Annotated in this window: 25 protein-coding genes, 1 tRNA gene and 1 riboswitch; of the genes, 17 read left to right on the top strand and 9 right to left on the bottom strand. The window is 66.4% G+C overall.

Annotation, left to right across the window (positions count from 1 at the left end; all coding sequences use genetic code 11):
* Positions 1-185 precede the first annotated feature (185 nt).
* From efp to nusB, 10 genes are all read left to right on the top strand, one after another.
* On the top strand, positions 186-746 hold the full coding sequence (gene efp, locus KA261_10495; protein ID MBP7698227.1) for an elongation factor P: 561 nt from the start codon (positions 186-188) through the stop codon (positions 744-746).
* Positions 746-1,405: a ribonuclease HIII gene (gene rnhC, locus KA261_10490; GenBank protein ID MBP7698226.1), complete on the top strand. Its 660-nt coding sequence runs from the start codon at positions 746-748 to the stop codon at positions 1,403-1,405. The genes efp and rnhC overlap by 1 nt, the downstream gene beginning before the upstream one ends.
* A gap of 159 nt (positions 1,406-1,564) precedes the next feature.
* Entirely contained in the window at positions 1,565-3,148 is a 1,584-nt protein-coding gene (locus KA261_10485; GenBank protein ID MBP7698225.1) for a GAF domain-containing protein, read from the top strand.
* A 36-nt stretch (positions 3,149-3,184) separates the two neighbouring features.
* Positions 3,185-5,263, top strand: a complete 2,079-nt coding sequence (locus KA261_10480) for a hypothetical protein (protein ID MBP7698224.1) — start codon at positions 3,185-3,187, stop codon at positions 5,261-5,263.
* The gene (locus KA261_10475) at positions 5,260-7,398 is read left to right on the top strand and encodes a response regulator (protein MBP7698223.1); all 2,139 of its coding nucleotides are present in this window, start codon (positions 5,260-5,262) and stop codon (positions 7,396-7,398) included. Before KA261_10480 ends, KA261_10475 begins: the two co-directional genes overlap by 4 nt.
* A 65-nt stretch (positions 7,399-7,463) precedes the next feature.
* Positions 7,464-7,587, top strand: a riboswitch (FMN riboswitch).
* A gap of 81 nt (positions 7,588-7,668) precedes the next feature.
* On the top strand, positions 7,669-8,772 hold the full coding sequence (gene ribD, locus KA261_10470; protein MBP7698222.1) for a bifunctional diaminohydroxyphosphoribosylaminopyrimidine deaminase/5-amino-6-(5-phosphoribosylamino)uracil reductase RibD: 1,104 nt from the start codon (positions 7,669-7,671) through the stop codon (positions 8,770-8,772).
* A 1-nt stretch (position 8,773) separates the two neighbouring features.
* Positions 8,774-9,409 (top strand): riboflavin synthase, encoded by a 636-nt coding sequence (locus KA261_10465; GenBank protein ID MBP7698221.1) that lies wholly within the window; start codon positions 8,774-8,776, stop codon positions 9,407-9,409.
* A gap of 18 nt (positions 9,410-9,427) precedes the next feature.
* Positions 9,428-10,639, top strand: coding sequence for a bifunctional 3,4-dihydroxy-2-butanone-4-phosphate synthase/GTP cyclohydrolase II (locus KA261_10460; protein MBP7698220.1), 1,212 nt, complete (start codon positions 9,428-9,430; stop codon positions 10,637-10,639).
* Between the two features lie 3 nt (positions 10,640-10,642).
* The gene (locus KA261_10455; protein ID MBP7698219.1) at positions 10,643-11,113 is read left to right on the top strand and encodes a 6,7-dimethyl-8-ribityllumazine synthase; all 471 of its coding nucleotides are present in this window, start codon (positions 10,643-10,645) and stop codon (positions 11,111-11,113) included.
* A 43-nt stretch (positions 11,114-11,156) separates the two neighbouring features.
* A complete protein-coding gene (nusB, locus tag KA261_10450) occupies positions 11,157-11,594 on the top strand; it encodes a transcription antitermination factor NusB (GenBank protein ID MBP7698218.1) in 438 nt (145 codons plus the stop codon).
* 30 nt (positions 11,595-11,624) lie between these two features.
* Here the strand turns inward: nusB and KA261_10445 are convergent, their stop codons facing one another.
* Positions 11,625-12,656 carry a hypothetical protein gene (locus tag KA261_10445; GenBank protein MBP7698217.1) on the bottom strand — a complete coding sequence of 344 codons (1,032 nt, stop codon included), beginning with the start codon at positions 12,654-12,656 and terminating at the stop codon, positions 11,625-11,627.
* A 155-nt stretch (positions 12,657-12,811) separates the two neighbouring features.
* On the opposite strand from KA261_10445, the gene KA261_10440 reads away from it, so the two are divergent.
* The 5 genes from KA261_10440 (at position 12,812) to KA261_10420 (ending at position 16,488) form a co-directional block, all read left to right on the top strand.
* A complete protein-coding gene (locus KA261_10440; GenBank protein ID MBP7698216.1) occupies positions 12,812-13,630 on the top strand; it encodes an ABC transporter permease in 819 nt (272 codons plus the stop codon).
* Positions 13,627-14,397 (top strand): ATP-binding cassette domain-containing protein, encoded by a 771-nt coding sequence (locus KA261_10435; protein MBP7698215.1) that lies wholly within the window; start codon positions 13,627-13,629, stop codon positions 14,395-14,397. The genes KA261_10440 and KA261_10435 overlap by 4 nt, the downstream gene beginning before the upstream one ends.
* Positions 14,398-14,454: 57 nt before the next feature.
* The gene (locus tag KA261_10430; GenBank protein ID MBP7698214.1) at positions 14,455-15,390 is read left to right on the top strand and encodes an MCE family protein; all 936 of its coding nucleotides are present in this window, start codon (positions 14,455-14,457) and stop codon (positions 15,388-15,390) included.
* Between the two features lie 11 nt (positions 15,391-15,401).
* The gene (locus tag KA261_10425) at positions 15,402-16,034 is read left to right on the top strand and encodes a hypothetical protein (protein ID MBP7698213.1); all 633 of its coding nucleotides are present in this window, start codon (positions 15,402-15,404) and stop codon (positions 16,032-16,034) included.
* Positions 16,035-16,185: 151 nt separating this feature from the next.
* On the top strand, positions 16,186-16,488 hold the full coding sequence (locus tag KA261_10420; protein MBP7698212.1) for a hypothetical protein: 303 nt from the start codon (positions 16,186-16,188) through the stop codon (positions 16,486-16,488).
* Positions 16,489-16,509: 21 nt separating this feature from the next.
* On the opposite strand, the gene KA261_10415 is transcribed toward KA261_10420, so the two are convergent.
* The 8 genes from KA261_10415 to KA261_10380 all read right to left on the bottom strand — a co-directional run bounded on the left by KA261_10415 (position 16,510) and on the right by KA261_10380 (position 23,796).
* Positions 16,510-18,786: a DEAD/DEAH box helicase gene (locus tag KA261_10415; protein MBP7698211.1), complete on the bottom strand. Its 2,277-nt coding sequence runs from the start codon at positions 18,784-18,786 to the stop codon at positions 16,510-16,512.
* Positions 18,787-18,848: 62 nt separating this feature from the next.
* On the bottom strand, positions 18,849-19,391 hold the full coding sequence (locus tag KA261_10410; GenBank protein ID MBP7698210.1) for a hypothetical protein: 543 nt from the start codon (positions 19,389-19,391) through the stop codon (positions 18,849-18,851).
* 81 nt (positions 19,392-19,472) lie between these two features.
* A complete protein-coding gene (locus KA261_10405) occupies positions 19,473-19,664 on the bottom strand; it encodes a hypothetical protein (protein ID MBP7698209.1) in 192 nt (63 codons plus the stop codon).
* A gap of 79 nt (positions 19,665-19,743) precedes the next feature.
* Positions 19,744-20,448, bottom strand: coding sequence for a deoxyribose-phosphate aldolase (deoC, locus tag KA261_10400; protein ID MBP7698208.1), 705 nt, complete (start codon positions 20,446-20,448; stop codon positions 19,744-19,746).
* The gene (locus tag KA261_10395) at positions 20,445-21,629 is read right to left on the bottom strand and encodes a phosphopentomutase (GenBank protein MBP7698207.1); all 1,185 of its coding nucleotides are present in this window, start codon (positions 21,627-21,629) and stop codon (positions 20,445-20,447) included. Before KA261_10395 ends, deoC begins: the two co-directional genes overlap by 4 nt.
* Positions 21,630-21,764: 135 nt before the next feature.
* Positions 21,765-22,613: a hypothetical protein gene (locus KA261_10390; GenBank protein ID MBP7698206.1), complete on the bottom strand. Its 849-nt coding sequence runs from the start codon at positions 22,611-22,613 to the stop codon at positions 21,765-21,767.
* A 27-nt stretch (positions 22,614-22,640) separates the two neighbouring features.
* Positions 22,641-23,219: a zf-HC2 domain-containing protein gene (locus KA261_10385; GenBank protein MBP7698205.1), complete on the bottom strand. Its 579-nt coding sequence runs from the start codon at positions 23,217-23,219 to the stop codon at positions 22,641-22,643.
* 1 nt (position 23,220) lies between these two features.
* Positions 23,221-23,796: an RNA polymerase sigma factor gene (locus KA261_10380; GenBank protein ID MBP7698204.1), complete on the bottom strand. Its 576-nt coding sequence runs from the start codon at positions 23,794-23,796 to the stop codon at positions 23,221-23,223.
* A 230-nt stretch (positions 23,797-24,026) separates the two neighbouring features.
* Here KA261_10380 and KA261_10375 point away from each other — a divergent pair, with 230 nt between their 5' ends.
* The gene (locus tag KA261_10375) at positions 24,027-25,403 is read left to right on the top strand and encodes an MFS transporter (protein MBP7698203.1); all 1,377 of its coding nucleotides are present in this window, start codon (positions 24,027-24,029) and stop codon (positions 25,401-25,403) included.
* Positions 25,404-25,479: 76 nt separating this feature from the next.
* Positions 25,480-25,555, top strand: a tRNA-Ala gene (locus tag KA261_10370).

The following is a 25,555-nucleotide window of genomic DNA, read 5'->3' as shown; positions in this document are numbered from 1 at the left end:
CAACCGGCGCCGCACTGTTTTCTCACCAGGATAAAGGGAGGGTTGGTCGCGCCTGGGATGTGGGCGCCGACCGGGGTCTCCGGCCGCGGCAAACCCCGCCGGGCCGCCACGGCGGCCGGGGAAAAAAGGTCTTTTGCGGATCCGACTTTTTGTTATATTTGGGGCCGATTCTCTAGGAGGAATTGATGTATTCACCGTCGGATTTCAGAAAAGGGCTGCGCATAATAGTCGACGAACAACCGTTCTACATTGTCGATTACCAGCATGTGAAAATGGGCCGCGGGAGAGCCAACATCCGGACGCGGCTGAAACACATGAAAACCGGGGCGGTGATCGAAAGGGTGTTCGGCTCGAACGACACGTTCAAGGCGCCCGACACCCAGGAACGAAAAATGCAGTACCTGTACGAGAACGCCGGGGAGTTCAGTTTCATGGACACCGAGTCGTTCGAGCAGGTGGTGATCCTGGCTGATTCGCTGGGCGACGCCAAGTGGTACCTGGTGGAGAACAGCGAGTACCGGGTGTTCTTCCTGGATGGTCAGCCGATCTCGGTCGATCTGCCGGCATCGGTCACTCTCGAGGTCATCTATACGGAACCGGCCGCCCGCGGCGACACGGTGAGCAATGTCACCAAGCCGGCCAAGCTGTCCACCGGGCTCGAGGTGAAAGTCCCGCCGTTCGTCAAGGAGGGGGACATGGTGAAGGTGGACACGCGGACGGGCGAGTATCTCGAGCGGGCGAACTAGTGGCGGCGGGGGACCGCCGCGTCATCGGGGTCGACGAATCCGGCAAGGGGGACTTCTTCGGCCCGCTGGTGGTCGCCGCGCTGGCGGCGCCCGACAGCGCGCTGGCGGACCTGAAGGGGCTGGGGGTGCGCGACGGCAAGGGAATTGCCGACCGGCGTCTCCTGACGATCGATGAGCAGTTGCGGCGCGCCTACCCCTTCGCAGTTGAAATCATGCCGCCCGAGGAATACAACCGGGCTTACGAGAAAATCCGCAATCTCAATCGGCTGCTGGCCGATCTCCACGCCCGGGCGATCGACCGTCTGCTGCGCGACCACCCGGCGGATTTGGTGGTGGTCGACCAGTTCGGCAAGACTGCCCTCGTGGCCGAGGCCGTGGCGTTCCATGGGCACTCGGTCGCGCTCGAGCAGCGGTTTCGCGCCGAGGAAATTCCACAGGTCGCCGCCGCTTCCATCATCGCCCGGGCCGAATTCATCCGGCAACTGCAGACGCTCTCGCGCGAAATGGGAGTGGAATTGCCGAAAGGGGCGGCGGCAATCGTGGATCGGGCGGGAGCCGCGCTGGTGCGGCAGCACGGGCGGGACATACTGCGGAAGACGGCCAAGATCCATTTCAAGAACTATCAGCGAGTCATCAATCCTTCTTTGTTCCCGTCGTGAGGCCTTTTCGTGGCCACAAGGCTTTGTGTTTCAGGGGGATACGGAACTGAGACGGCGAGGCCTCCGGTGCCGGTGACAAGTTCCGACGATGCATAAACCGTCCCCCGGTTCTGCCGATAATCTGAAAAAAGATAATCAGTTAGCCCGACCGGAGGGTGTATGGCTTTGCCGTGGGCGCCGTTTGGCGCCGCCTTGTTCATGTTGGCGCTGCTGGTGCTGCTCAGACTATATGGCAAATACCTGGCGGATCAATACCGCGAGCAGTTCCGCAATCTCGTCGTCGGCGTCGGCCTGTTCGGTTTGGTGGCCGTGCTCTACCTCGGCGAGGCGACGGGGGCGACGGCCGCTGTGCCGTTCATTTCGCAGCCGCCGTTCCTGGAGGTAAGCGCGGCGATTCTCGCGATCACCGGGGCCGTGCTGACGGCCTCCGGGGCCTCCGTGTGGCTGCCGGCGCGTCGGACGGGGAAGATCCTCCATGACGTCCCGTCAGAACCGCTTCGGCGCGAGGCGGAAATCGTCCGCGCCCAGCTCCAGGACGCACTCGCCCTCGGGGCGCCGCTGGCGGATTCGTTCACGGCGATTGCGCGTGTGTTGAAAGCGGCGCTCGGGGGAGAATTGAGTTCGCTGGCGATGGCATACGGGGAGTGGGATATCCGCCGCTATACGGCCGGCGGCAACGGGACGCATTTGACGGAGAAGTCGCTGGCGCGGGAGGCGGCGGGCCTCCCGCAGGAGAATGACAGCCCGCCTCCGGACCGACCGTTCGTGACCGTGGATTTCGAGCGTTTCCTCGAGCCGGCGCTGGCCGCGGTGCTTCGCCGCCAGCAACTGGCGGCGGCGCTGTTGGTGCCGCTCGGCGATCCGGGCGGCGCGGCGATGCTGGTCGCGGCGGCGCGCTCGGCCGAGGAATTCGGCGAGCGCGAACGCTACCTCGCCGCGCAGGTGCGCTTTCCGCTGCGGCTGGCGGTGGCGGTCGAACGGGAACGCGACCGGCTGGCGCGCGGGATGAAGCGGTCGGAGGCGCTCGCCCGTTTGTCCGCCCAGGCGGCGGCCCGGCTGGGTGACATCGACCGGCTGTTCGCCGAAGCAGCCGACGTCCTTCGCCGGTCGACCGGAGCGGCTGCGGTGCGGATCGCGCTGTTTGAAGACGACGGGCAGTTCCTGCGGTCGCGGGCCGCGGCGGCGGCGCACCCGGTGGAGAACGCCGTGCCGGCGACCGGGTACCTGATCCGCTCGCTCATGCCCCTGCACCAGTCGGTCCAGGCGACGGGCGAGGCGCTCCTGATCAGCCAGGCCGAGGCGGCCGAGCGGATGTCGGCGGCGGAGGCGCAACAAATATACCAGAGCGATCTCTCGACCGCGCTCCTGTCGCCCATCACCGCGGGAACCGAGACGCTGGGGATCATTGCCCTGGCCGACCGCCGGGGGAGCCGCCGGTTCGGATTCACCGACGACGACCGGACATTCGCCGCGGCCGTGGCGGCGGTGCTGGCCCAGGCCGTGCGCCTGCACGAGACACCCTGGGGCGCGCTCACCTGGCGGGATCGCGAGAGTGGCGAGGATGCGGACCGCCGGGCGGAGCTGCGCGGCCGGATTCGCTCGTCGCTGACCGGCATCCTCGGGTCGGTGGAGATGCTCCGCGCCCGCCCGGTCGGCCCTGAGGCCGAACGCTTCGTGGAGATCATCGATCGGTCGGCCCGGCGCATCGAAACAATTTTCTCGGAGGAGACGCCGGCGCGCTGATCGCCGCCGATCGGCGAAATCCCCCGGTCACGCAGCATGGATGTGCCGACCTACAAGCGGTGCGCCGCACGCGGCCCGGAGGCGGCCCCGCCGGAGCTGCCCGCCGCAGCCGCGCTCTACACCGGCGGAGGCATTCCCCAGTTGTTCCGGCGCCTCGGCACCGCCGAAGGCGCGGATGCATGGCTCTATGTGCCGGCCGGCACTCTGGACAGCCTCGTGCCGACGACGCCGGCGACGGAGGGTCAGTTCGCCTCGGCGGAAGGGCTGACGGTGGACGATAGCGGTCGCTTCTGTCCTCTGGTGGTCGGCGGGGCGGTGCGCGGTTTCCTCAGCGGCATGGACCGGCCGGACGGCGCTGCGCTCAAGGCCGCGGTGCTCGACTGGCTGCGGACGCGGGAGATCGCGACTCAGGCGACGCTGCTTCCGGCGCAGGCGGAACTGGCGGCGGCGCTGGTGGCCTGCGACCTGTCGCCGGAGCGGCTGCTGCGCAACGCCCTGAACCTCCTCGTCGAGCAGGTCCCATCGGGACTGGCGGCCGTGTACGGCGAATCGGAGGGCGTGTACGGGCTGCGGACGGCGGTCGGCGACATCGCCATGTGGGACATGCTCGAGGGGACGCTGCCGCACGCGACCGTGGGGCGCTGGATGGAGGGGCTGGCCGTGGGGCGCCACTTTCTGCCGGCGGGGTTTCTCCCCGAACGCCCCATGCTTCTCGATGCCGCCCCCGATTTCCTGTTCGTGCATGAGGGGCTGCGCTGCAGTCGTCCCCGGTCCTTCGTCATCATGCCCGTGCCCGGCGACATCGCGCGCGAGGCCGGGGAGCGGCTGCTCACGATCGCGCGCTTCATCGCCGCGCTCGATGCGGACGGCCTGAGCATCACCGAGGATCTGATCAACGTGTGCGGCCAGTTCCGTTTCGCCTGCGACCAGGGGCGGCCCGGCCGGGAGCTGCTGGAGAACCTCTTCGAGGTGCTGCAGCGCCGGATGGGGCTCTCCCGAATCGTGTTGGCGGCCGCCGACGGCGGGGGCGCGGCCGCGGTCGGCCGCCCCGAGATGCCGCCGTCGGTGCGCGCCGAATCCTCACCGGGGATCGCCGCGGCGATTCAGGCGGCGGCGCGCGGCGGCCGCAGTTTCTCGCCCGATGTGTCGGCCCTGGGGCTCCTCGACGACGACGAGGCGAAGCGCTACTACCTGGACAACGTGCGCTCCGAATACTGCGTGCGGCCGCGGGATGCCGGTTGCGGCGAAACGCTCGTCGCCTTCGGCCATCCGGAGACCGGGCTCCGACTGCGGCAGTTCGAGCGCCTCCTCGACTCGACCGCCATGCTGCTGGACCTCTATTATCAGTTGGAGGGGAGACTCAACGCGTCACCGGGAGCGGCGGATGCCCAGGGAAAACCGGAGCGGCGCTGGGCGACAGCCTCGGCGATGGCGGAGGGACATTTCCACGCCGTGTACGACACCCTCTCAGGGCTGCTGGGGAAGACGGAGGTGGCGGCGGCGATCGGCGGCGCGGCCGCTCAGACTGGACATTCTCCGGCCGGCGAGGCGCTCGCCCGGGTCGTGCGCAGCCTCGACCACCTGCGCGCCCTCGTGCGCGACACGGCGTCGGCGGCGGATGAGCCGGTCGCGGTCGAGCGGGCGCTGGCCGAACTGCCGGGCATGCTGGAAGGGAAGGCGCACCACTTGGAGGACCTAAGGGGCCTCGCGCTGACAGTGGCAATCGGGCCGCCGTCGGGCCGCTCGTTTTCGATTCTGCGCCGCGATCTCTACGACCATCTCTACCCTGCGCTGCTGGCGGTCATGGAGGCGGCGGTTCGGTCGGGCGAAGTGCGCATCCGGGCGGCCACTCACCGGGGAGCCGACGCGGTGGAAGTGACCTGTCCCGCGCCGCTGCTCGGCCGGAGAAGTATCGCGGACGTTATGCAGGTATGGACCGGGGAGGCGGGAGAACGCGAGGGAGGCGGGCGCACCCTGTTCGACGCGGGTCGGTACGTATGGGTGTGCGACGCGCGCGGGCGCGATCCCCAGCGGGCGTGGCTGGCGATCCGGCACGACATCAACACCCTCCGGCCCGACCGGCCGGTGGATCGGCATGACCGGGAGGTGGGGTGATGCGCACTTCGGGGATACTCATTCAGAAATATTACCACGTGCGCACGGGCCATAAGCTGGCCGGCATCATCGCCCAGGTCGACACGCTCTCGCTGATGGCGGCGCGGCAACTCGGCTGCGACTTCTGCGCCGTGTTTTACCGGACCGCGGGCAACCGCACGCTCATTCCCGTGTCGTATCAGCACGGGAGCCACCTCAGCATTCGGAACCTCGAGTTGCTCGAGAAGGCGTGGGGGGAGGCCGAGGTGGAGAAGACGCCGCCGGAGCGGGGTTTGCGGGACTTGCCGGCCAGGGCGTCTGCGGCGGACGCTTTCGGGGCCGCGAACGGCTTCGCCTGCCGCTACCTTCTCCCGGTGCACGAGGATGGGCGGCTGTGCGCGGTGGTGATCGGCTACTGGTTTGAGCGGCCGGGCGCGATCGCCGGCGAAGCGGAGCGGATGCTCGATCTGGTCGGGTCGGTGCTGCGGGCGGCCCTGTCGATCGCCGACCAACTGCTCGTGGTCGAGAACTACTCGACCCGCCTCTCCGAGCTGCTCCCGGTGTTCGAGGCGCCGCTGGAGGAAACGAAGTTCTCGGCCCTGGTGAGCGCGACGCTCGGGCGGGCGGCGCGGATCTGCCCGACGGCGTACGTGGTGCTTCTGGCGCGCGACCGCAGGACCGGGAGAATCGGCTGCGCGGAGTCGTACGGCGACCGGAAACCCTCGTCCGAACTGTGCGACTTTATCCTCCGGGCGGCCGAGCCGCTCACGCAGGTGGAGGCGGCGGGCGATGAGGATGACACGCGCCGGTTCCGCTGCCGCGATCTCGCGCGGGCCGATACCCTCGGCCTGACCGACCTGGTCGTGCTACCGGTCGCGCCCGGCGACGAGTTGTACTACCTGCTTGCGGTCGGCGCGACGGGGGAGCACGGCCTGTCGGCGAACGACAGGGAGCTGCTGTCGGTGTTTGCGGTGTTTGCCCAGACGGTGCTCCGGAACGCGCTCCTCTTCCGGCGGCTGCAGCGGGCCAACCGGCTCCTCGAACGGTCCTCCGACCGGCTCGCCGACGCCGAGGCGATGGCGGCGCTGACCGATCTGACCTCCGGCGTGGCCCACGATTTCAACAACATCTTCGGCGGGATCATGGGCCGCGTGCAACTGCTCCGCCTCCGTGCGAGGGAACTCCCGCAGTTCAACGACGAGCTGGCGAAGGTCGAACGGCTGGTCGCCGAGGGGGCGGAGACGGTTCGCCGTCTGCAGGAGTTCGCCACCAGCGGGCGGGCCAAGGATGTGCAGCCGGTCGACCTTGTCGCGCTCGTGCAAAAGACGCTGCAGCCAGCCCAGGCGCGCTGGCGGGAACTGGCGGTCAGCAAGAGTATCCGGATAGAATTCCGCCCCGAAACGGAGGCCGCGGTCATCGAGGGTTGCGCTGAGGATCTCGCCACCGTCCTGCGAAAACTTCTCGAAAACGCCGTGGAGCACGCGCCGGAAGGATCCACCGTGGCGGTGGCGCTGGCGGCCGACGCCTCCGACTACCGGCTGCAGGTGTGCGACAGGGGCAAGGGGATTCCGCCGGAGGCAGGCAAGAAGATCTTCTACCCGTTCTTCACCACAAAAACGGAGCGCGGGGCGGGGCTGGGCCTGGCCATTGTCCACGGCATCGTGTCGCGACACGGCGGCAAAGTCGGATACGAATGTACGCCGGATGCCGGGACGGTGTTCACCGCGGCGTTCAAGCGGCCCGCGACGGTGGCCGAGATCTCCGAGGTCACCACGCGGCGGAAGGCGAGCGCCGCCGGGCTGCGCATCCTGGTGGTCGACGACGACGACCAGATCCGGGAGGTTCTCCGCGACATGCTCGTGATCGCCGGCCACCAGGCGGTGGCGTGCGCGAACGGTTTCGAGGCGCTGGAGACCGTGAACCGGGAGCCGTTTGATATCATGATCACCGATCTGGGGATGCCGGGGATGTCCGGGCTCGATCTGGCCGGGGCTGTGCACGAGCAGGCGCCGAAAATGCCGATCGCCATGATCACGGGTTGGGGGACGCAGTTGGACCAGCGGGAGATAGCGGCCAAGGGAGTGCGGGCGGTGCTGTCTAAGCCGTTTCATCTCAAGGATATTCGCGCGCTCGTCGACGAACTGGCGGGCGCCTGAGAACTTTCTCACAGCCAGGACAAAACCGTTGCCTTTTGCGCGCCGCGCCGTATATTATTCCCGGTAACAGTCTTCGGGGCGAGGCGAAAATCCTCGACCGGCGGTGAGAGCCCGCGACTCCCACGAGAGTGGGACTGAGCCTGTGAAATTCAGGCGCCGACGGTACAGTCCGGATGGGAGAAGATTGCGATTCGACCGGCGGTGCGGCCGTGTATGCCGCCCGGCGGCCCGTGCGCCTCGGCCCCGAAACTCTGCATTCGGGGTTTTTTCGTGGCCGACGAGACGGACATCAGGTACATGCAACGGGCGCTCGAGCTGGCGGCGCGGGGACGGTTCCGAACCGCGCCGAACCCGATGGTCGGGGCGGTGATTGTCCGCCAGGGGCGCATCATCGGCGAGGGGTATCACCGGAAGGCAGGCTCGGATCACGCCGATATCGCGGCCATCCGGAACGCCGTCGAGCCGGTGGCCGGGAGCACGGTGTACGTGACGCTGGAGCCGTGCTGCCACACCGGGCGCACCGGTCCCTGCACGGCGGCCCTCATCGAGCACGGCGTGGCGCGCGTCGTGTTCGCCGCCACCGATCCCGACCCCCGCGTGCGGGGAAAGGGGGCGCGGCGGCTCCGGCAGGCGGGTATCCGGGTAGAGGCCGGGATCCTGCGCGAGCAGGCGGTTCGGCTCAACGAAGTATTCTTCGCCTTCCATCGGACCGGCCGGCCGTTCATTATCCTCAAGACGGCGCAGACACTCGATGGCCGGATTGGGGCGGGCAACGGCGACTCGAAATGGATTTCCAGTCCGGCCTCGCGGCGGATGGCCCACGAACTGCGGGCCGAAGCGGATGCGATCGTAGTGGGGGGCGGAACCGTGCGGCGCGACAACCCCGCCCTGACCGTGCGCCACGTCACCGGACCCGATCCCTACCGCGTCATCCTCAGCGCCTCCCTGCGTTTCCCCAAATCCTGCCGCCTTCTGGACGACAACGCCGACGCCCGCACGATCATCGCGACGATGGCCGAAAATGTCGAGCGGTTTGCGCGGACCCGGCGCGGACGCTCGCTCACCTTCTGGTCGATTCGGAGGCGCCGGGATGGGCAGCTCGACGTGGCCGACCTGGTGCGCAAGGCGGGCCAATTCGGTCTGCGCTCGCTGTTGGTCGAGGGGGGGAGCCGGGTGGCAACGTCGTTTCTCAAAGCCGGGCTGGTCGACAAGTATGTCGCGTTCGTGGCCCCCAAGCTCCTCGGCACAGGAATCGACGCCGTCGGCGATCTCGGCATCGCCTCGATCGACAGGGCGCTGACCTTCGCGCGCACTGAAATACTCACCTGCGGCCCGGACATCGTCGTCATCGGGTATCCGAAGAGGAGGAAGTGAGATGTTTACCGGGTTGGTCGAAGACGTGGGGACGATCGCCGACATCGGCCTGCGGGGGAACTACCGGGTGTTGTCGATAGTCTCGGTGCTGGCCGATGAGCATCTGCGGATCGGCGATTCGGTGAACTGCGACGGCGCCTGCCTGACCGTGGTCCGGGTCGGGGCGGGGACGTTCACGGTGGAGGCGTCGCCCGAGACGGCGGCGCGGACAATTTTGAATGACTACCGGCGCGGCGACCGGCTCAATCTCGAACGGGCTCTGCGGGCGGGCGACCGGCTCGGCGGGCATTTCGTCCTCGGACATGTCGACACGACCGGGACAATCGAGCACGCCCGATCGGCGGGGGAATCGCGGGAGATCGCCGTGACCTTCGACCCGGCCTTCGATGCGCTCGTGGTCGAGAAAGGGTCGATTGCGCTTGACGGGATTTCGCTGACGGTGAATGCCGTGCGATCGGCCTGGCTGGCGGTATCTCTGATTCCGCACAGCCTTGCCCGGACGACCGCGGGCGGATATCAGGCGGGCCGGCGGGTGAACATTGAATTCGATATGATTGGCAAATATATCATTAAGATACGGCAATCAACCGGAAGTAATACTTTAACCTTGGATAAGCTCAGGCAGAGCGGATGGTAAGCCATGGCGGACGAGCAGATATTCAACACGGTGGAAGAAGCCATCCAGGAGATTCACGCGGGGCGGTGTGTCATAGTCGCCGACGATGAGGACCGCGAGAACGAAGGGGACCTGATCATGGCGGCCGAGAAAGTGACGCCGGAGTGGGTCAACTTCTTCGCCAAACACGGCCGGGGTCTGATTTGTGTCTGCATGCCCGAGGAGCGGATCGCCCGGCTCGCGCTGCACCCGATGGTGGATCGGAACACGGCGCTCCACGGCACGCGGTTCACGGTGTCGGTGGACGCGGTGGAGGGGACGACGACCGGGATCAGCGCGGCCGACCGGGCGAAAACGGTGCGGGTGCTGGCCAATCCAGCCTCGCGGCCGGAGGATCTGGCGCGGCCGGGACACATCTTTCCCATCCAGGCGGTGACCGGAGGCGTCCTGAAGCGCGCCGGGCACACCGAAACCGCGGTGGATCTGGCGCGGCTGGCGGGTCTGAACCCGGTGGGGATGCTGTGCGAGATTATGGATGACGACGGGAGCATGGCGCGGGTACCCCGGCTGGCGCAGTTCGCCAGGGAGCACGGGCTGGCGTTCATTACCGTGCGCGACCTCATCGCCTACCGCCGCCGGACCGAAAAGAACGTCGAGCGCGTGGAGACCGTCGACTTCCCCACCGAATACGGGGATTTCCGCCTTCACCTGTACAAGTCGAAACTCGATGACCACTACCACGTCGCCCTGGTGAAAGGGGAAGTGGCGGGGAAAAAAGACGTGCTCGTCCGGGTCCACTCGAGCTGCGTGACCGGGGACATTTTCGGGTCCTGCCGGTGCGACTGCGGGCAGCAGCTCCACGCGGCGATGCGCCAGGTCGACCGGGAAGGCTGCGGCGTCGTGCTCTACATGACGCAGGAGGGGCGCGGGATCGGGTTCGCCAACAAGATCCGCGCCTACCGGCTTCAGGAGGACGGGCAGGATACGGTGGAGGCGAACGAATCGCTCGGGTTCAAGCCGGATCTCCGGGAGTACGGCGTCGGGGCGCAGATTCTGGTTGATCTGGGGCTGAGTTCGATCCGACTATTGACGAACAATCCGAAGAAGGTGATCGGGTTGGAAGGGTACGGTCTGGAGATCACCGAGCGCGTGCCGCTGGAGTTCGCGCCCGGAAAATACAACCGCCGCTATCTGGAAGCGAAGCGGGACAAGCTGGGACACTTTCTCTCACTGAAACGGATGGGAGCGTAGCGTATGGCCTACAAGACCTATGAGGGCAAGCTGGAGGCGGCGGGCTTTCGGTTCGGGCTGGTGGTGAGCCGGTTCAACAATTTCCTGACCGACAAACTGCTCGAGGGCGCCCTTGATTGCCTGATGCGGCACGGGGCGAGCGAGGATAAAATCGCCGTCGCCTACTGCCCGGGCGGATTCGAGGTGCCGCCCGTCGCGGCACGCATGGTGCGGTCGGGGAAGTACGACGCCGTGGTCTGCCTGGGCGCGGTGATCCGCGGCGACACGCCGCACTTCGAGTACATCGCCGCCGAGTCGGCCAAGGGAATTGCCCGGCTGGCGATGGAGGCGGGGATCCCGGTGATCTATGGCGTGGTGACGGCGGACACGCTCGAGCAGGCGATCGAACGCTCGGGGACCAAGGCGGGGAACAAGGGGTGGCACGCGGCCGAGGCGGCGCTCGAAATGGTGAATCTCTACAGGGCGATCGAATGAAGCGGGCGGCGGCGGAGAACGCCGCAGGCGACGGGGGGGCCGCGTGAGACCGTTCGAACAACCCCGCCGGCAGGCGCGCGAACTGGTGCTCCAGGCGCTCTACGCCACCGAGTTCGGCAGCGCGCGGCCGGAGGAAGCGTTGGCCGACCTGCTCGCCGACCAGCCGCTGGCCGAAGGGGCGACGGCCTTTGCGCAGCGTCTGTTCGCCTCGACGCGGCGCCGGGTCGAATGGGCCAACGCCGCCATCGCCGAGCTGGCGGTCAACTGGAATATCAACCGCATCGCGGCCGTCGACCGGGTGATCCTGCGAATGGCGCTGGTGGAGCTGGATGAGTTCCCCGATACGCCGGTGAAGGTGGTGCTCAACGAGGCAATCGAACTGGCGAAGAAGTTCTCGACCGCCGAATCGTCGGCCTTCGTCAACGGGATCCTCGATGCGTGGGTGAAGCGGAACGACCGGGGAACGGGCCCGGGGACGTAGGGCGAGCGGCCGGCGGCGAAGTCTGTCCCTTCACTTGAGAATCAGCAATTGGATATCGGCGTCGGCGGCCGGTGCGACGCTGATCGCGCGGGGCGCCGCACCCTCCTCGAAAATCGTGACCGCCACGGCGGCGGCGTGCTTGGCATCGGAGTAACGCGCCGTGATCGCCGCCGCGGTGCGGAGTATCTCCTCCGACCGGTCCCGGCCGGCCAGGAGGGTCACGGGGGAGTTGGTGTCGAGGGCCTCGAGGTGGACGTGCTGGGGCCGCTTGAGCGCGAGCAGATGCCGGTTGTCCTCCTCGTCGCGGCCGACCACGATTTTGGCGTCGGGCGCGAGGCGGAAGTGGCGGCCGTACTTGAGCAGGTTCAGCTCGTCGAAAGTCAGCCGGTCGGTGTGCGCCATGAGGTCGCGCAGGCGATTTGAATAGCCGACGTCGGTGAGCAGACAGCCGGCCGCGGGCGTGGGGTAATCCTCCAGACCGAATGCGGCGGCCAGCTCGAGCTGGCGTTTGCGGGAACGCCCCTCGATCCCCTCGAGCAGGTTGCGGTCGACCAGGCCGGTGCGTTCGGGAATGGTGGGGGGAAGCAGCTTGGCCGAGAGCGGTCGCAGGAGGCGGCCGGCCAGGCCGGTCTCTTCCTCGATGAGGCGCAGTTTCGGCTTGATCTGCGACATGGGCCGCTGGCCCACCACCTCGCCCGTGATGATGAAGTCGGCGTTTACCATCTCCATGAAGGTCCGGCCTTCGGTGAGCATGAGGATGCGGCAATCGGTGCAGGGGTTCATGTTTTTGCCGCGGCCGAACCGTGGGTTCTCGACGATGTCGATGAATTTCTGCCCGAGGTGCATGAGCTTGACGTTGAAACCGAACTTCTCGGCGGTCGGGTACGGGTTCGAGCCGCAGGAGGACCGGTCGCCGAGATCACAGCCGAAGTGGGTCATGAAGGTGAGGGCGGTGACTTCGATGTTCTGGCGCAGGATGAGGAGAATCGCCAGGGCCGAATCCAGGCCGCCGGAGAAGAGGGCGATGGCGTGGCCGCGTTTGGCGCCGCTACCGTTATACATGGGCTGGCATAGTCCTTCTTTACGTCGTTGCTGCTGGCCTCTATACGCCGGCCGGCGACGGACTGTTGGCCGCCCGGACAGGCGGTGACAATATACGTCCGGCCGCCGACCGGGCAAGGGCAAAGACCTTGACTTGATGCTGCGGGGCGGCTAATTTGTGGCGCAACCGACGGTGGGAAAGGAAAGCAGCCATTCTCCGCGCGATCAACAGCTGGCTCAAGCACTTCGCTTTCGAGCTCCAACGGATGTTCTTCTTCTCGCTCCGCACGTCGGCGGCCCTCTTCCAGCGCCCTTTCTACGGGACCGAGACTATCGAGCAAATGTACAACGTCGGGGTGGGGTCGCTCTTTCTCGTGATCCTGACCGGGATGTTCGCCGGGCAGGGGCTGGCTTACGCTTTCGCGGTTGAACTGGCGGAACTGGGGGCCAAGAACTACCTGGGTCGGATCATGGCGATCGCGGTGGTGCGGGAGCTGGGGCCGCTCCTGGCGGCCTTGATGATCGCCGCCCGGGTGTCGTCCGGGATCACGGCCGAGCTGGGGGCGATGAAATCATCGCACCAGATCGATGCGATGGTGGCCTTCGGGGTCGACCCGCGCAAGAAGCTCATCGTCCCCCGCATCATCGCGCTCCTCGTGATGGTGCCGGTGCTGACGGTGGTGACCGATGTGCTGGCCATTCTCGGAGGGTACATCGTCGGCACGCTCGTGGCGCACCTGGCGCCGTCGATCTACTGGGCGGCGGTGAAAGAGCGCCTCGTATTCGGAAACCTGTTCATCGGTTTGCTGAAGCCGGTGGTGTTCTCGGTGGTCATTGCCCTGGTGTCGACGTACAAAGGGTTCACCGCGGAGGGGGGCACCAAGGGCGTGGGCCGGGCGACCACGGAATCGGTGATGATTTCGTCGATCACAATCCTGGTGGTGAATTTCTTCATCACCCGGGTGGTGTTCGCAACCATTAAGGGGTGGCTGTGATCGCGCTCCGCAGCGTCCATTTCGCCTACGCCGACCGGCCCATTCTCCGGGATGTGTCGTTTTCGCTGGCGGAGGGGGAGTCCATGGTGATCCTGGGGCCGTCGGGCTCCGGCAAGTCGACCATCCTCCGGCTCATCCTCGGGCTGGAGTGTCCCCAGCGGGGCGACGTGATCATCGACGGCGAGAGCATTTGCCGCATGAAGGAGTCACGGAAGATCGATGTGCGCAAGAAGATCGGGATGGTGTTCCAGGCGGGGGCGCTGTTTGATTCGCTCACCGTGGGCGAAAATGTCGCCTACTACCTGCTGGAGCACACCCGGCTGCCGTGGGACGAGGTCGACCGCCGGGCGCGCGAGATGCTCGGGTTCGTCGGGCTCGACGCGGACGAGATCATCGACAAGCTGCCCGAGGAGCTCTCCGGCGGCATGCAGCGGCGGGTGGCGATCGGGCGGGCGCTGCTGTCGACCAATCCCCGAATCATGCTCTACGACGAGCCGACAACGGGTCTCGATCCGCGTTCCACCGAGCAGGTGCTCAAGCTCATCCAGCGGCTGAACGCGGACAAGGGAACGGCGTCGGTGGTGGTGACCCACGAGATCGCCGATGCGCTCGCGGTGGCCGACCGGTTTGTGCTCATATCGGCCGGCGAGGTGGCGTTCGACGGGACCTTCGAGGCTCTCCGCGATAGCGCCGATCCCCGGGTGCTCGATTTCCTCGCCCCCTTCCGGGAATCGTTTGCGGAAGTCAGCAGAAAACGTTTTATATAGAGTCGAAGCGGCGGCGGTTTGGCCGCCAAAGGAAAAAGGCAAGCGACAGGCGCGCATATGAGAAGTACGGTCGGTGTCAAGTGGGGCGGGTTGAAGGTGGGGATCCTCATCATGCTGGCGATCCTGGTTCTGCTCTGGGCCTCGCTCAGCGGCGGCGGAACCTCGATCTTCTCCGCCAAATTCACCTACCACTCTTACTTTAAGAATGTCAGCGGAATGGTCGCCGGGGCGCCGGTGTGGATGGCCGGGGTCGAAGTCGGGAACGTCCGCCGCATCGAATTCGTCAACCTCGACAGCCTCCGGCGGGTCCTGATCACCTTCACGGTCAAAGAGTCGGTGCACAAGATGGTGACAAGCGACGCCCGGGTGCAGCTCGGGACGATCGGGTTTCTCGGCGACAAGTACCTCGAAGTGATCCCCGGGGGAATCGGCGGGCCGGTCCTTCCCGAGGGATCGCTCATTCCGCCCCAAGACGTGGGGAGCGCCGAAGCGGTATTCGCGGCGGCCGAGAATGCCATCGGTGAGGCGGAGGCGCTGGCGGCCAACCTCGATACGCTGCTCGCCCGGGCCAACGCCGGCGTCGGCACGCTCGGAATGCTCGCCACCAACCAGGAGTTGTACGTGCAGATGACGCGGCTGGCCTCCGAGATGGCCGACCTCGCCCGCGGTCTCCAGGCCAACCAAAAGGAACTGCTGACCTCGGTGACCCGGGCGGCCAACACGATGGCCGACGTGGGGGAGAAGCTCGATGACTCGACGGGGACAGTCGGGCGGCTGGTGACCGACACCATGCTCTACGCCAATCTGACTGCGCTTACCTCGCAGTTGGACTCGACCCTGACGAAGATCAACCGGGCCGAAGGGAGTCTCGGGCTGCTGGTCAACGATACGACCCTGTACGTGGAGATCGCCGCTCTGTTGGCCCGGAGCAACCGGCTGGTCAAGGATATTCAGGACGATCCGAAAAAGTATCTGGGGTTTTCGATTTTCTGATGGGAGTTGGAATGCGCCGCTGCCGTATCCTCGTTGTGCTTGCCGCCCTGTCGGTCCTCGCTGTCGGCGGTTGTTCGAAGTCCGAGCAGCCTGCCCCGAACCCGGACCGTCCCCAGGTCGTTCCCGACCGGGTCATTGCGGTCCCGGAGGGTTTCGGCGTGATTCGCCTGATCACCGGCCCCTATTCGCCCGAGATTGTCTCAAGGGGTTTCTACCACCTGCGCGGGCCGATTCCCCTCCAGCCCTTCGAACTCGGCCTGCACCAGTACGCGCTCATGGATTCCATCGCCAACTACGAGGTGCTCCGGTACCGCGAGTTTGACGGATTCGAGAGCGTGCTCGACAGCGTCCCGCCGGGGAGGTACACGCTGCTCGTCTACGTGTCGCGGCTGGGTCGGGCGGAGACCAAGCTGGATACTGTGGTGAGTCCGGATGGGGACACGACCATCACCGACCCGGTCAAGTCGATGCCGCCCTATGACTACTATTTCCGGCCCGTTCTCGTGGACAGCATCGTGGTGGCGGACGGGCAGGTGAGCACGATCGATCTGTCGCTGAGTTTGGAGAAGTGGGGGCGTCCGGTCCAGACGGACGCCGGGTGGGAGGCGCCGCGGGCGCGCTACCTCCTGTACAGCCCCCGGTAAAGAGGGGATCTGGGCCGGCGACCCACATCCGGCGGCGGACGAACGCGCCGCTGCGGGAATGCATTTTGCGCTTGCCCGGCGGGCAGGCGTATCGTAGATTATTTTGATCCATACATTGCATAATGCGTCGGACGAAAGGAGCGTGATTACGATGCCGCGCTATCTCATCGAAGTGCCCCACGAGGAAGACACGGTCGCCTGCGCCCGGGTGGTGAAGGTGTTCCTGGAGACCGGATCGCATTTTCTCACCCACGCGGACTGGGGGTGCGAGGACGGCGAGCACAAGGCCTGGATCACGGTCGAGACGGACACGCGGGAGGCCGCCCGCAGCGTCGTGCCGCCGGCCTTTCGCTCCCAGGCGAAAGTGACGCAGTTGACCTACTTCACGATGGAGGAAATCGACGCGATTCTCGAGCGCCACGGCCGGGGGGCGCGGGACGGCTCCGGCAACTGAGTCCGGGCCGGGCGGGGCCGGCTAGACGGGGGCGGTGGCGAGCATGTACTCCAGGAGGCGGAGGGCGCCCGCCTTGCCGCCGGCCCCGATTTCCATGGACGGTCCGACACAGGCGGGACAGCCGGCCTCACAGCCGCAGCCGCGGAGGCGGTGGTAGACCGCCTCGCAGAGCCGTTCGTGCTCGGTGAAGAGCTTCTCGGCCAGCCCCACGCCGCCGGGGATGTTTTCGTAGAGGAAGATGGTGGGGCACTCGGTGAAGGGGGCGCGGACCTGGGAGACGGCGCGCAGATCGCGCGCGTCGCACATCACCCACAGGGGGGCGATCTTGCCGAGGATGTTGGCGAGGCCGCGCAACGCCCCGCCGAAATCCTCGCCGCCCACCCCGACCCGGAAAGCCACGTCGCCCGCGAACGAGTACCACACTGCGTGGGTGTGCATCTCGATCTCCGGCATGGTGAGTTTGCCCCACCCGACGTTCTCGTGGGTCTCGAACTTGATTTTCTTGAACAGCACGGTGACACTGGTCACCGTGACCTCGCCGCACGAAATGTCGGCCTCGCCGAACCGCCGGGTCCGGTCGACATCGAGCACCTTCAGGTCAGTCTTGGTTTCGGCGTCGGTGTAGTAATCGACGGAGACCTCTTTCACGTACGCCTTGCGCCCCTCCCAGTCCAGGCGGGTGACCTGGTACTGGTTGGCGCGGTGGAGGTAGATTGCCTGCGGGTGGAGGAAGATGGGCGCGGAGAAGAAATCGACCTCGCCGATCACCTCGGAGCGGTTGCTCTCGTTGAGGATGACGAAGTTTTCCGGGGAGGCGGAGCGCAGCGACACCTCCTGGGCGGGGTAGATTTCCGACGACCAGTGGTAGCGGGCGCCGGCGTGGCGGACGATCTTGGCGTCCTCGAGGTACTCGAGGATCTCGCGGGTGCCGTCGTCGCGGGCGTACTCGTGCTCCTCGAAGGGGAGTTCGAAGGCCGCGCACTTGAGGTGGTTGCTGCGGATGATGAGGTTGTTCGGGTCGATGATGCCGGATTCGGGGGTGCGGCCGAAGATGTACTCCGGTTCGGCGCAGAGGAACTGGTTGATGGCGGTCGAGTTGGCGATCATGACGGTAAGCGATGTCTTCGAGCGCCGTCCGGCCCGCCCGGCCTGCTGCCAGAGCGAGGCCATGGTGCCGGGGTAGCCGACGATGATGGAGACGTCGAGACTGCCGATATCGAGCCCGAGTTCCAGGGCATTGGTGGAGACGACGCCGTGGATGCGCCCCGCCCGGAGACCCTGTTCGATGGCGCGGCGCTCGTTCGGCAGGTAGCCGCCGCGGTAGCCGGCAATGACGACGCCGCGGCCAAAATCCCCCTGCAGCTCGCGCTGGAGGTAGGTGAGGAGCACCTCGACGTAGAGCCGGTAGTGGGCGAAGATGATGGTCTGGATGCGCTGCCGCAGAAAGAGGGCGCCCAGGCGGGCGGCCTCGTTGAGGGCAGAGCGGCGAATCCCGAGCTGCTTGTTCACCACCGGCGGATTGTAGATGAGAAAGTGCTTCTCGCCGGCGGGCGCACCGTTGTTGTCCACCAGCTCGACCGGGCGGCCGATGATCCGCGCGGTCAACTCGGCCGGGTTGGCGATGGTCGCCGAGCAGCAGATAAACTGCGGGTCGGAGCCGTAAAACCGGCAGATCCGCCGCAGGCGCGTGATCACGTTCGCCAGGTGGGAGCCGAAGATGCCCCGGTACTGGTGGACCTCGTCGATCACCACGTACTTCAGGTTCTCGAACAGCTTGATCCACTTCGTGTGGTGGGGGAGAATGCCGGCGTGGAGCATGTCGGGGTTGGTGATGACGATGTGGCCGGCCGCGCGAATCCTCCGCCGCGCCGTCTGCGGCGTGTCGCCGTCGAACGTATACGTCCCGATATCGACTCCCAGCTTCTGGATCAGGTCGTACAGCTCCGAGAGCTGGTCCTGGGAGAGGGCCTTGGTGGGAAACAGGTAGAGCGCCCGCGACTCCGGCTCGCGCATGATGCGGTCGAGGACCGGGAGGTTGTAGCAGAGCGTCTTGCCGGAGGCGGTGGGGGTGACGACGACCACGTCGCGGCCGGCGGCTACGTGGGCGACCGCCTCGCCCTGGTGGGTGTAGAGGCGGTCGATGCCGCGGGTCTTGAGGGCCCCAATCAGGCGGCCGTCGAGGGCGCCGGGGAAATCGACATAGCGGGCCGGACGGGCATCGAACGACCGCCAGTGCGTCACATTCTCAGAAATGTCCTTGTCGGAGCGGAGGAGATCGAGAACTTGTTCGAGGTTCATGGATAGCCAGTCTGGGTTTGGGCGCCGGAGGAGCCGATCGCGGGCGCCGGCGGCGCGGCCGTTCACACCACGCCGGTCAGTTTACGGCGGCACACATCACAGAACTTCCGGCCCTTGTTGTCGATATCGAGCATCATCTGGCTGTAGTAGTTGACGCACCGGGGGTTGCGGCACTCCCGCAACTCGAACAAATGGGCCAACTGGTGGAGCGCCTCCTTGTACAGCCGGGGATACACCTTCTTCTCATCTTCGGGCAGGCCGTAAAACTCCTGCCGCAACTGGTACAGGGACACCACCGAGGTTCCGGCGACAATGTCGGCGTGGCCGAGCAGGGTGTCCTGGTCGGGAAGATAGAGGTCTTCTTCGCACACCGCGATCACTTTTTCGCGGGAATTGGCTTTGACGCGCTCGAGTTTGGCCAAGAGGACGGTGACATAGTACTGGCTGCGGACGACGTTGAGGGCCTCGCTGGGCATTTTCATGCCCTTGAGGATGTCGACGGACCGGTTGAACACCGGGCCGATGTCGGCGGCTAACCGGTTGACCATCATCGGGTCAACCTCACCGAGCGGGACGACCACGATCTTAGATCTCAATATCGCCATGAACCCCAATTCCCGGCCGTCGGCTCGGGCGGCCGCAACCTGTCGCCGGGTCGCCCTTCATCGGCAGCCGGCGGTTGTGCGTCACTCGGCCGTGAAAAAGCGGTCCCTGCGGCCCGTCGGGGACACACCCACCCGCACCTGGCCGGCGCATTTCGGACACCACCCGACAAAGGCCGAACCCTCCCGGTTCAGGTAGATGCGCGAGTAGACTCGGCAGCACTTGAAATACATCCCGAGAAAAGGCCGGTGATGGGCGTCTTTCGGACCGTTCATACGCTGACAAGAATACGGAAGAAAAACGGAAAAATCAATCACTTGGAGGAGGCCCTGGGGGCGAAGGATTCGATCGCCGTCAGTGAGACCCGGCTGCGGTGTCGCCGCCCGGTTCCGGGCTGGCCAGTTCGCGCATGATCGCGACCGAGGCCGAGCTGCCCAGCCGCGAGGCGCCGGCGGCGAGCATGGCGCGCGCATCGGCCAGCGTGCGGATCCCGCCCGAGGCTTTGACCTCGATCCGGCCGCCAGCTGCCCGAGAAAGAGCGCGCACCTGCTCCACGGTCGCCCCGCCGAAAAACCCGGTGCCGGTCTTGACGAATTGTGCGCCGCCGTCGATCACCGCCTGCGCCGCTTCGGCCCAGCGGGAGGCGGGGAGAAGGCCGGCCTCGATGATCACTTTGAGCAGGACGTTGTAGGGGAGGGCGCGGCGCACGGCGCTGATCTCGCGCGCGACGTCCGCGCACCGTCCCTCGACCAGCCAGCCGATGTTGGCGACCAAGTCGATCTCCCGCGCACCATCGGCCGCGCCCTTCACGGCTTCTTCAACCTTGACGTCGGTGCGGTTCGCTCCGAGCGGGAAGGCGGCGACCCCGATCACTTTGACGCCCGTTCCCCGGAGGTGATCGCCGCAGAGGGGGATCCAGACGGGATTGACGGCGACGCCGCAGAATTCGTGGGCGCGCGCCTCGGCGCACAGCCGCCCGATGTCGGCCGCGGTGACGTCCGGTTTCAGCGCGGCGTGATCGAAGCGACGGTGGAGCTCGTGCAGGAGCGGGTCGCTCATCGCAGTCCCACCTCTCCGGCGAAGGAGTTCCCGGCCAGGCTGCCCGGCAGGCGGAACAGCTCGGCGACCGTGGCGCCGACGTCGGCGAAGGTCGCGCGGGCGCCGAGATTGACGCCGGCTTTCACCCGCCGCCCGTACGCCAGGAGCGGGACATACTCGCGGGTGTGATCGGTGTGGCGCGCCAGGGTCGGGTCACAGCCGTGGTCGGCCGTGATGATCAGCATGTCATCCTCGCGCAGGGCGTCAAGGAGCGCGCCGAGGCGGCGGTCGAAATCCTCCAGGGCGAGGGCGAAATTCGCCGGGTCGCGGCGATGCCCCCAGGCCTGATCGAAATCGACGAGGTTCGTGAAAATGAGGCCATGGTCGCGGTCGCCCCGGACCAGCTCGATGGTCGCTTCCATGCCCGCCGCGTTGCCCTCGGGCTTCACGTGGGAAGTGATGCCCCGGGCGGCGAACAGGTCCCAGATCTTGCCGACCGCGTACGTGGGGCGGCCGGCCGCGACCATCAGGTCGAGCAGGGTGGGTCCGCCGGGGGGCAGCGAGAAATCGCGGCGGCCGGCGGTGCGGACAAACCGTCCGGGGGAGCCGATGAAGGGGCGGGCGATCACCCGGGCGACCGCGTGCTCACCGGTGAGCAGTTCGCGGGCCGCCTCGCAGTAGCGATACTGCTCGGCCAAGGGGTAGCGCTCCTCGTGGGCGGCCATTTGCCAGACCGAGTCGGCCGAGGTATACAGGATAACCGCCCCGGACCGGAGATGCTCTTCGCCGAACTGCTCGATGATGGCGGTCCCGGAGGCGGGGATGTTGCCGATCGTCCGGACGCCCGCCTGGAGCTCGAACTCTCGGACAAGGCTTGGCGGGAAACCGTGCGGGTAGGTCGGAAAGGGCACCGGGGTGATGAGACCGGCGATTTCCCAGTGGCCGGCGGTCGAGTCTTTGCCGGCCGACTGCTCGGCCATCTTGCCGAACGCGGCCGCCGGCGCGGCGACCGGGGGGACGCCGGCGATGGGGACGATGTTGCCGAGGCCGAGGCGCCGGCAGTTCGGCAGGTCCAGCCCGCCGACCGCGGCGGCGCAGTGCGGGACGGTGGCGGCCCCGACGTCGTCGTATGCAGCGGCGTCAGGCAAAGCGCCGACCCCGCAGGCGTCGATGACAAGGATGATGGCGCGCCGGATATACATGCCGCCAAAGTAGGCCGGCGCCGGCCGGTTGTAAACCGAAAACGGGGCGCACAAGGACGCTGCCCGCGGCGCCGGGGGCTTCGCGTTGGCCGGGACCAAGACCGGGAACCGGCCGCCCGGCCGCAGGCGTGCGGGTTACGGGGTGATCTTCCGCGACTCGAGCGCGTAGTCGACGTCCGCCTCGATCCGCACATCGTACGTCGCCGTGTCGCTCTTCTTGACGCGCGTGTAGTCGCCCTGAATGATCCAGCGCTCCCGCTGCAGCACCACCATGCCTTCGCGGAACGCGAAATACATCTTGCCGGTCGTGCGGATGCGGTCGACGCCGAACCGCTGGACGCTGTCCTTCGGGTTGGGCTCGACCGGGATCACCAGGTTGCCGTCGACGTTGAGCAGGGCGCAGTCGTAGCCGGCCTCGCGGACGAAGGCGACCACTTCGTAGGTTGTGGAGGCTTCCATGTTCTCATTGGGCAGCAGCACCTTGGCGGTCTGGGTCCAGGAGAAACCGGGGGACACCTCGCCGGGCGGGAACACCGGCATGCCCTGCTCCATGAAGTGTTTGATGTAGTTCTGCGAGGGGAGGTCGTCGCTGTCGTCGAACTTGACATCGAGGACGTTGCCGTCGCTCTGCATGAGGATGCGCATGGTCCGCTCCATGGACACCGAGTCGCGCTTGAGGGTGTCTTCGCGCGACGGCACCGTGTAGGACCAGGAGTCGACCTCGCGCATGAGGGCGGTGTTCTCGTCGCGGACCTCCTCGATCGTCTGCATGACGCGGACCTTGAAAGCGGTGCTGCTCTTTTCGATGATCGAGTCGCCCCGGGCGACCAGGACGTTGCGCTTCATGTCCTGGTTGTAGACAAGCTGAAGTCCGGGGGCGAACTTGTAGCGCAACAGGACGGTCTTCTCGCCCTGCTGGCAGGCCGCCAGCGCGAGCACAGCGGCGAGGATGACTGCGGAGAGGCAGGCGGTTAGTCTGGTCACAATTCCGAGACTCCTTCCCAGAGGCTATTACGATTCGTCGAGCGGGTTGGTTTTGACTATCTGCGGCAGGGCGGTGAAACGGCCGAGGATTCCCGGCCCGCCGATGAGCATCATGCCGCGGGTGATCCGGGCCCGATCTTCGCGGGTGAAGACCGGGCTGTCGCCGAGCTCGGAGCGCACCTCGGCCGTCGCCAGCACGGGAATCTCCGGGCCGATCGTCCGGCTGATCAGGAGCTCCCGGCTGGATCCGAGGTAGATGGCGGCGAAGAGGATCGCCAGCGAGGCCGCCACCGACACCAGCGCCCGCAGGAGGGCGGTGGAGGAGCGCGGCGCGGCGCCTTCGCCGCCCCCGCGGCGAACCGCCTCTGGGTCGCCGGCCAGAACCGTGCGGGCGAGGATATGGCTCTCGCTTTCGGCGAAATACTCGTCCCCGGGGTCGGGCGCGGCGGCCGAGCCGAGCAGGCCGCGGACTTGGACGGCGAGGTCATGTTCGCGCCGGCAGGCTGCGCAGTCAGCCAGGTGGTCGCGCACGCGCCCGGCGGCTTCGGCCGACAGCTCGCCGTCGAGAAAGTCATCCAGCCGCGCTACGACATCAGAGCAGGTCATCTCAACTCCCTTTCCTCAGGCGCTTCTTCAGGGCCTTTCGCAGTTTGGATCTGGCGATATGGAGATTGGAGCGGACGGTCGCCTCCGGGCAACCCAACATCGCCGCGATCTCCGCCTTCGAATACCCTTCGATGTCGTGCAGAATGGCGGTTAGTTGTTGTCGCGGAGGAAGCTCCCTGAGCGCCCGCTTGATCTCCTCCAGCAAAGCCCTGTTCTCGAATTCTTCGCTCGGCGTGGCCACCTGCCGGGCCAGATCGATCTGGACCTCCCCCGGCAGGGAGGACGAATCTTCCGGCATCCGGCTGTGGCCCCTCTGCTTGCGCAGGACGTCAATGGCGTAGTTGGACGCGATGCGCAGCAGGAAGGTCGAGAAAAACTTTACTTCGGCCAGCTCCTTTCGTCGTCGATAAATGCGGACAAAGGTCTCCTGGACGACTTCATCGGCATCCAGGTGATTGCCGAGCACCTGGTAGGCCAGGGAGTAGACCTTCCGCTGGTACCGGTGGACAAGTTCAGTGAAGGCGGCGTCACTCCCTCGGACGAAATCATCCACTAACTCCGGGACAGTCTTATGCATAATCCCCGAAGTCATGATGTATCGAAGAGACGTACGGCATCGCCACCTGTGCAATCATCGGGGTGAAAATTCTGTTGACTATCCCCGACGGCAAGCATATGCTTGCCGCTGAAGTTTGTCAATCTTTTTTACGGCAACAACTTATACCCGTGGGCAGTTCAGGCGAACATCAGCGCATCATCGAGGCGCATCGACACCGATTCTTTCTCGTGGGGGCCATAGGGACCTTCATGTCGACCCTGGACGGGTCGATCCTCAACGTGGCCCTGCCCACGATCGCCGCCGACCTGGGGGCGGACATTCACCTGGTGGCATGGGTTGTCCTCGCCTATACGCTGACGATCATCTCGCTCATGCTCATCTTCGGCGCCTGGACCGAGCGCAAGGGGTACGACTTCGCCTACCGGTTCGCCTACTCGTTTTTCGTTCTCGGGTCGGCGGCCTGTGCGCTGAGCCCGTCGATCCACTCGCTCATCCTCGCCCGGGTAGTGCAGGGGATAGGGTCGGCGATGTTTCAGGCGGTCGGACCGGGTCTGGTGACGGCCGTCTTTCCGGCGGAACAGAGGGGGAGAGGGATCGGGATGATGGTGATGATGGTGGCGGCCGGGCTGATGGCCGGGCCGCCGCTGGGCGGGTTCATTTTGCAGTTTCTCCCGTGGCAGTGGATTTTCGTGATCAATCTTCCCATCGGCGCCGTGGGGATCGCGCTGGCGGCCCGCTATTTCCGGCTCCTACCGAAGCCGGAGGACGATCGCCCGATCTACCTGGCCGGCGGGGCGGCGATCGCGACCGCCCTGGTGGCCGGCACACTGGCGTTGTCGATGGTTTCGGAGCACGCGCTGCGCGACTGGCAGGTTTGGGCGCCGGCGCTGGCGGCGGCGGGGGCGTTCCTGCTGTTCCTTCGCTACGAGAGCCGCCCGGCGCGCCACATGATCGGCCTGGACATGTTCCGGAACCGCCAGTTCTCCACCGCGATTGCGGCGGCGATCCTGATGTTCGTTACCATGGCCGGCGGGGCCATTCTCCTGCCGTTCTATTTTGAAAGCGTCAAGGGGTACGGCCCCAGCCGCATCGGCCTGTTCCTCGTGATCATCCCCGCCATCATGTTCGTGGTGGCGCCGCTGTCGGGGCGAATCTCCGACCGCATCGGGTCTCTTTTCCTCACGACGAGCGGAGCGGCGGTGGCGGCTTTCGGGCAGTATCTGCTGCTGCACCTGGATGCCGCTTCATCAGACGCTTTCATCATGCTCGTGCTGGCGGTCATCGGCCTGGGCGCGGCCATCTTCAACACGCCCAACTCCTCGTCGATCATGGGGTCGGTCGGACCGACGGAGCGGGCCCGGGCCAGCAGCATTATCGGGACCGCGCGCAACATCGGCAACTCGATCGGGATCGCAATGGCGACAGCTCTCTTCGCCTATTTTCGGTCGCGGCGGGCGGTCAGTCTCGGCGACCCGGCCGCCCTGTTCGTCGCGGCCTTCCATGATGTCGTGAAGGTCTCGCTCGGGGTGGCGCTGTTGACGGTGCCGCTGTGCCTCACGCGGCACAACCGGCCGCGTCCGGGACAAGGGGGCGGAGCGCCGGAGCCTCCCGCCGCCGGAGTCTGACAGGTCCGCCGGCGCCGTAAAATGCAGTTGACAACCTCTCGGGGAGGGCGTATACTGGCGAACCTACAGGTCATTTGGGGCCATAGCTCAGTTGGGAGAGCGCTTGAATGGCATTCAAGAGGCCGGGGGTTCGACTCCCCCTGGCTCCACCA

It is taken from the genome of Candidatus Zixiibacteriota bacterium (genome assembly GCA_017999435.1).
Lineage (GTDB): Bacteria > Zixibacteria > MSB-5A5 > GN15 > FEB-12 > JAGNLV01.
The sequence above is the reverse complement of the archived record's forward strand: the minus strand, read 5'-3'. Positions and strand labels throughout refer to the sequence as shown.

What these genes read in the sequence shown, in the direction of transcription:
- efp (MBP7698227.1), top strand. Translation starts at nt 186, where the DNA reads ATGTATTCACCGTCGGATTTCAGAAAAGGGCTGCGCATAATAGTCGAC.
- KA261_10485 (MBP7698225.1), top strand. Translation starts at nt 1,565, where the DNA reads ATGGCTTTGCCGTGGGCGCCGTTTGGCGCCGCCTTGTTCATGTTGGCG.
- KA261_10480 (MBP7698224.1), top strand. Translation starts at nt 3,185, where the DNA reads ATGGATGTGCCGACCTACAAGCGGTGCGCCGCACGCGGCCCGGAGGCG.
- KA261_10465 (MBP7698221.1), top strand. Translation starts at nt 8,774, where the DNA reads ATGTTTACCGGGTTGGTCGAAGACGTGGGGACGATCGCCGACATCGGC.
- KA261_10455 (MBP7698219.1), top strand. Translation starts at nt 10,643, where the DNA reads ATGGCCTACAAGACCTATGAGGGCAAGCTGGAGGCGGCGGGCTTTCGG.
- KA261_10445 (MBP7698217.1), bottom strand. Translation starts at nt 12,656, where the DNA reads ATGTATAACGGTAGCGGCGCCAAACGCGGCCACGCCATCGCCCTCTTC.
- KA261_10430 (MBP7698214.1), top strand. Translation starts at nt 14,455, where the DNA reads ATGAGAAGTACGGTCGGTGTCAAGTGGGGCGGGTTGAAGGTGGGGATC.
- KA261_10425 (MBP7698213.1), top strand. Translation starts at nt 15,402, where the DNA reads ATGCGCCGCTGCCGTATCCTCGTTGTGCTTGCCGCCCTGTCGGTCCTC.
- KA261_10420 (MBP7698212.1), top strand. Translation starts at nt 16,186, where the DNA reads ATGCCGCGCTATCTCATCGAAGTGCCCCACGAGGAAGACACGGTCGCC.
- KA261_10415 (MBP7698211.1), bottom strand. Translation starts at nt 18,786, where the DNA reads ATGAACCTCGAACAAGTTCTCGATCTCCTCCGCTCCGACAAGGACATT.
- KA261_10410 (MBP7698210.1), bottom strand. Translation starts at nt 19,391, where the DNA reads ATGGCGATATTGAGATCTAAGATCGTGGTCGTCCCGCTCGGTGAGGTT.
- KA261_10405 (MBP7698209.1), bottom strand. Translation starts at nt 19,664, where the DNA reads ATGAACGGTCCGAAAGACGCCCATCACCGGCCTTTTCTCGGGATGTAT.
- deoC (MBP7698208.1), bottom strand. Translation starts at nt 20,448, where the DNA reads ATGAGCGACCCGCTCCTGCACGAGCTCCACCGTCGCTTCGATCACGCC.
- KA261_10395 (MBP7698207.1), bottom strand. Translation starts at nt 21,629, where the DNA reads ATGTATATCCGGCGCGCCATCATCCTTGTCATCGACGCCTGCGGGGTC.
- KA261_10385 (MBP7698205.1), bottom strand. Translation starts at nt 23,219, where the DNA reads ATGACCTGCTCTGATGTCGTAGCGCGGCTGGATGACTTTCTCGACGGC.
- KA261_10380 (MBP7698204.1), bottom strand. Translation starts at nt 23,796, where the DNA reads ATGCATAAGACTGTCCCGGAGTTAGTGGATGATTTCGTCCGAGGGAGT.
- KA261_10375 (MBP7698203.1), top strand. Translation starts at nt 24,027, where the DNA reads ATGTCGACCCTGGACGGGTCGATCCTCAACGTGGCCCTGCCCACGATC.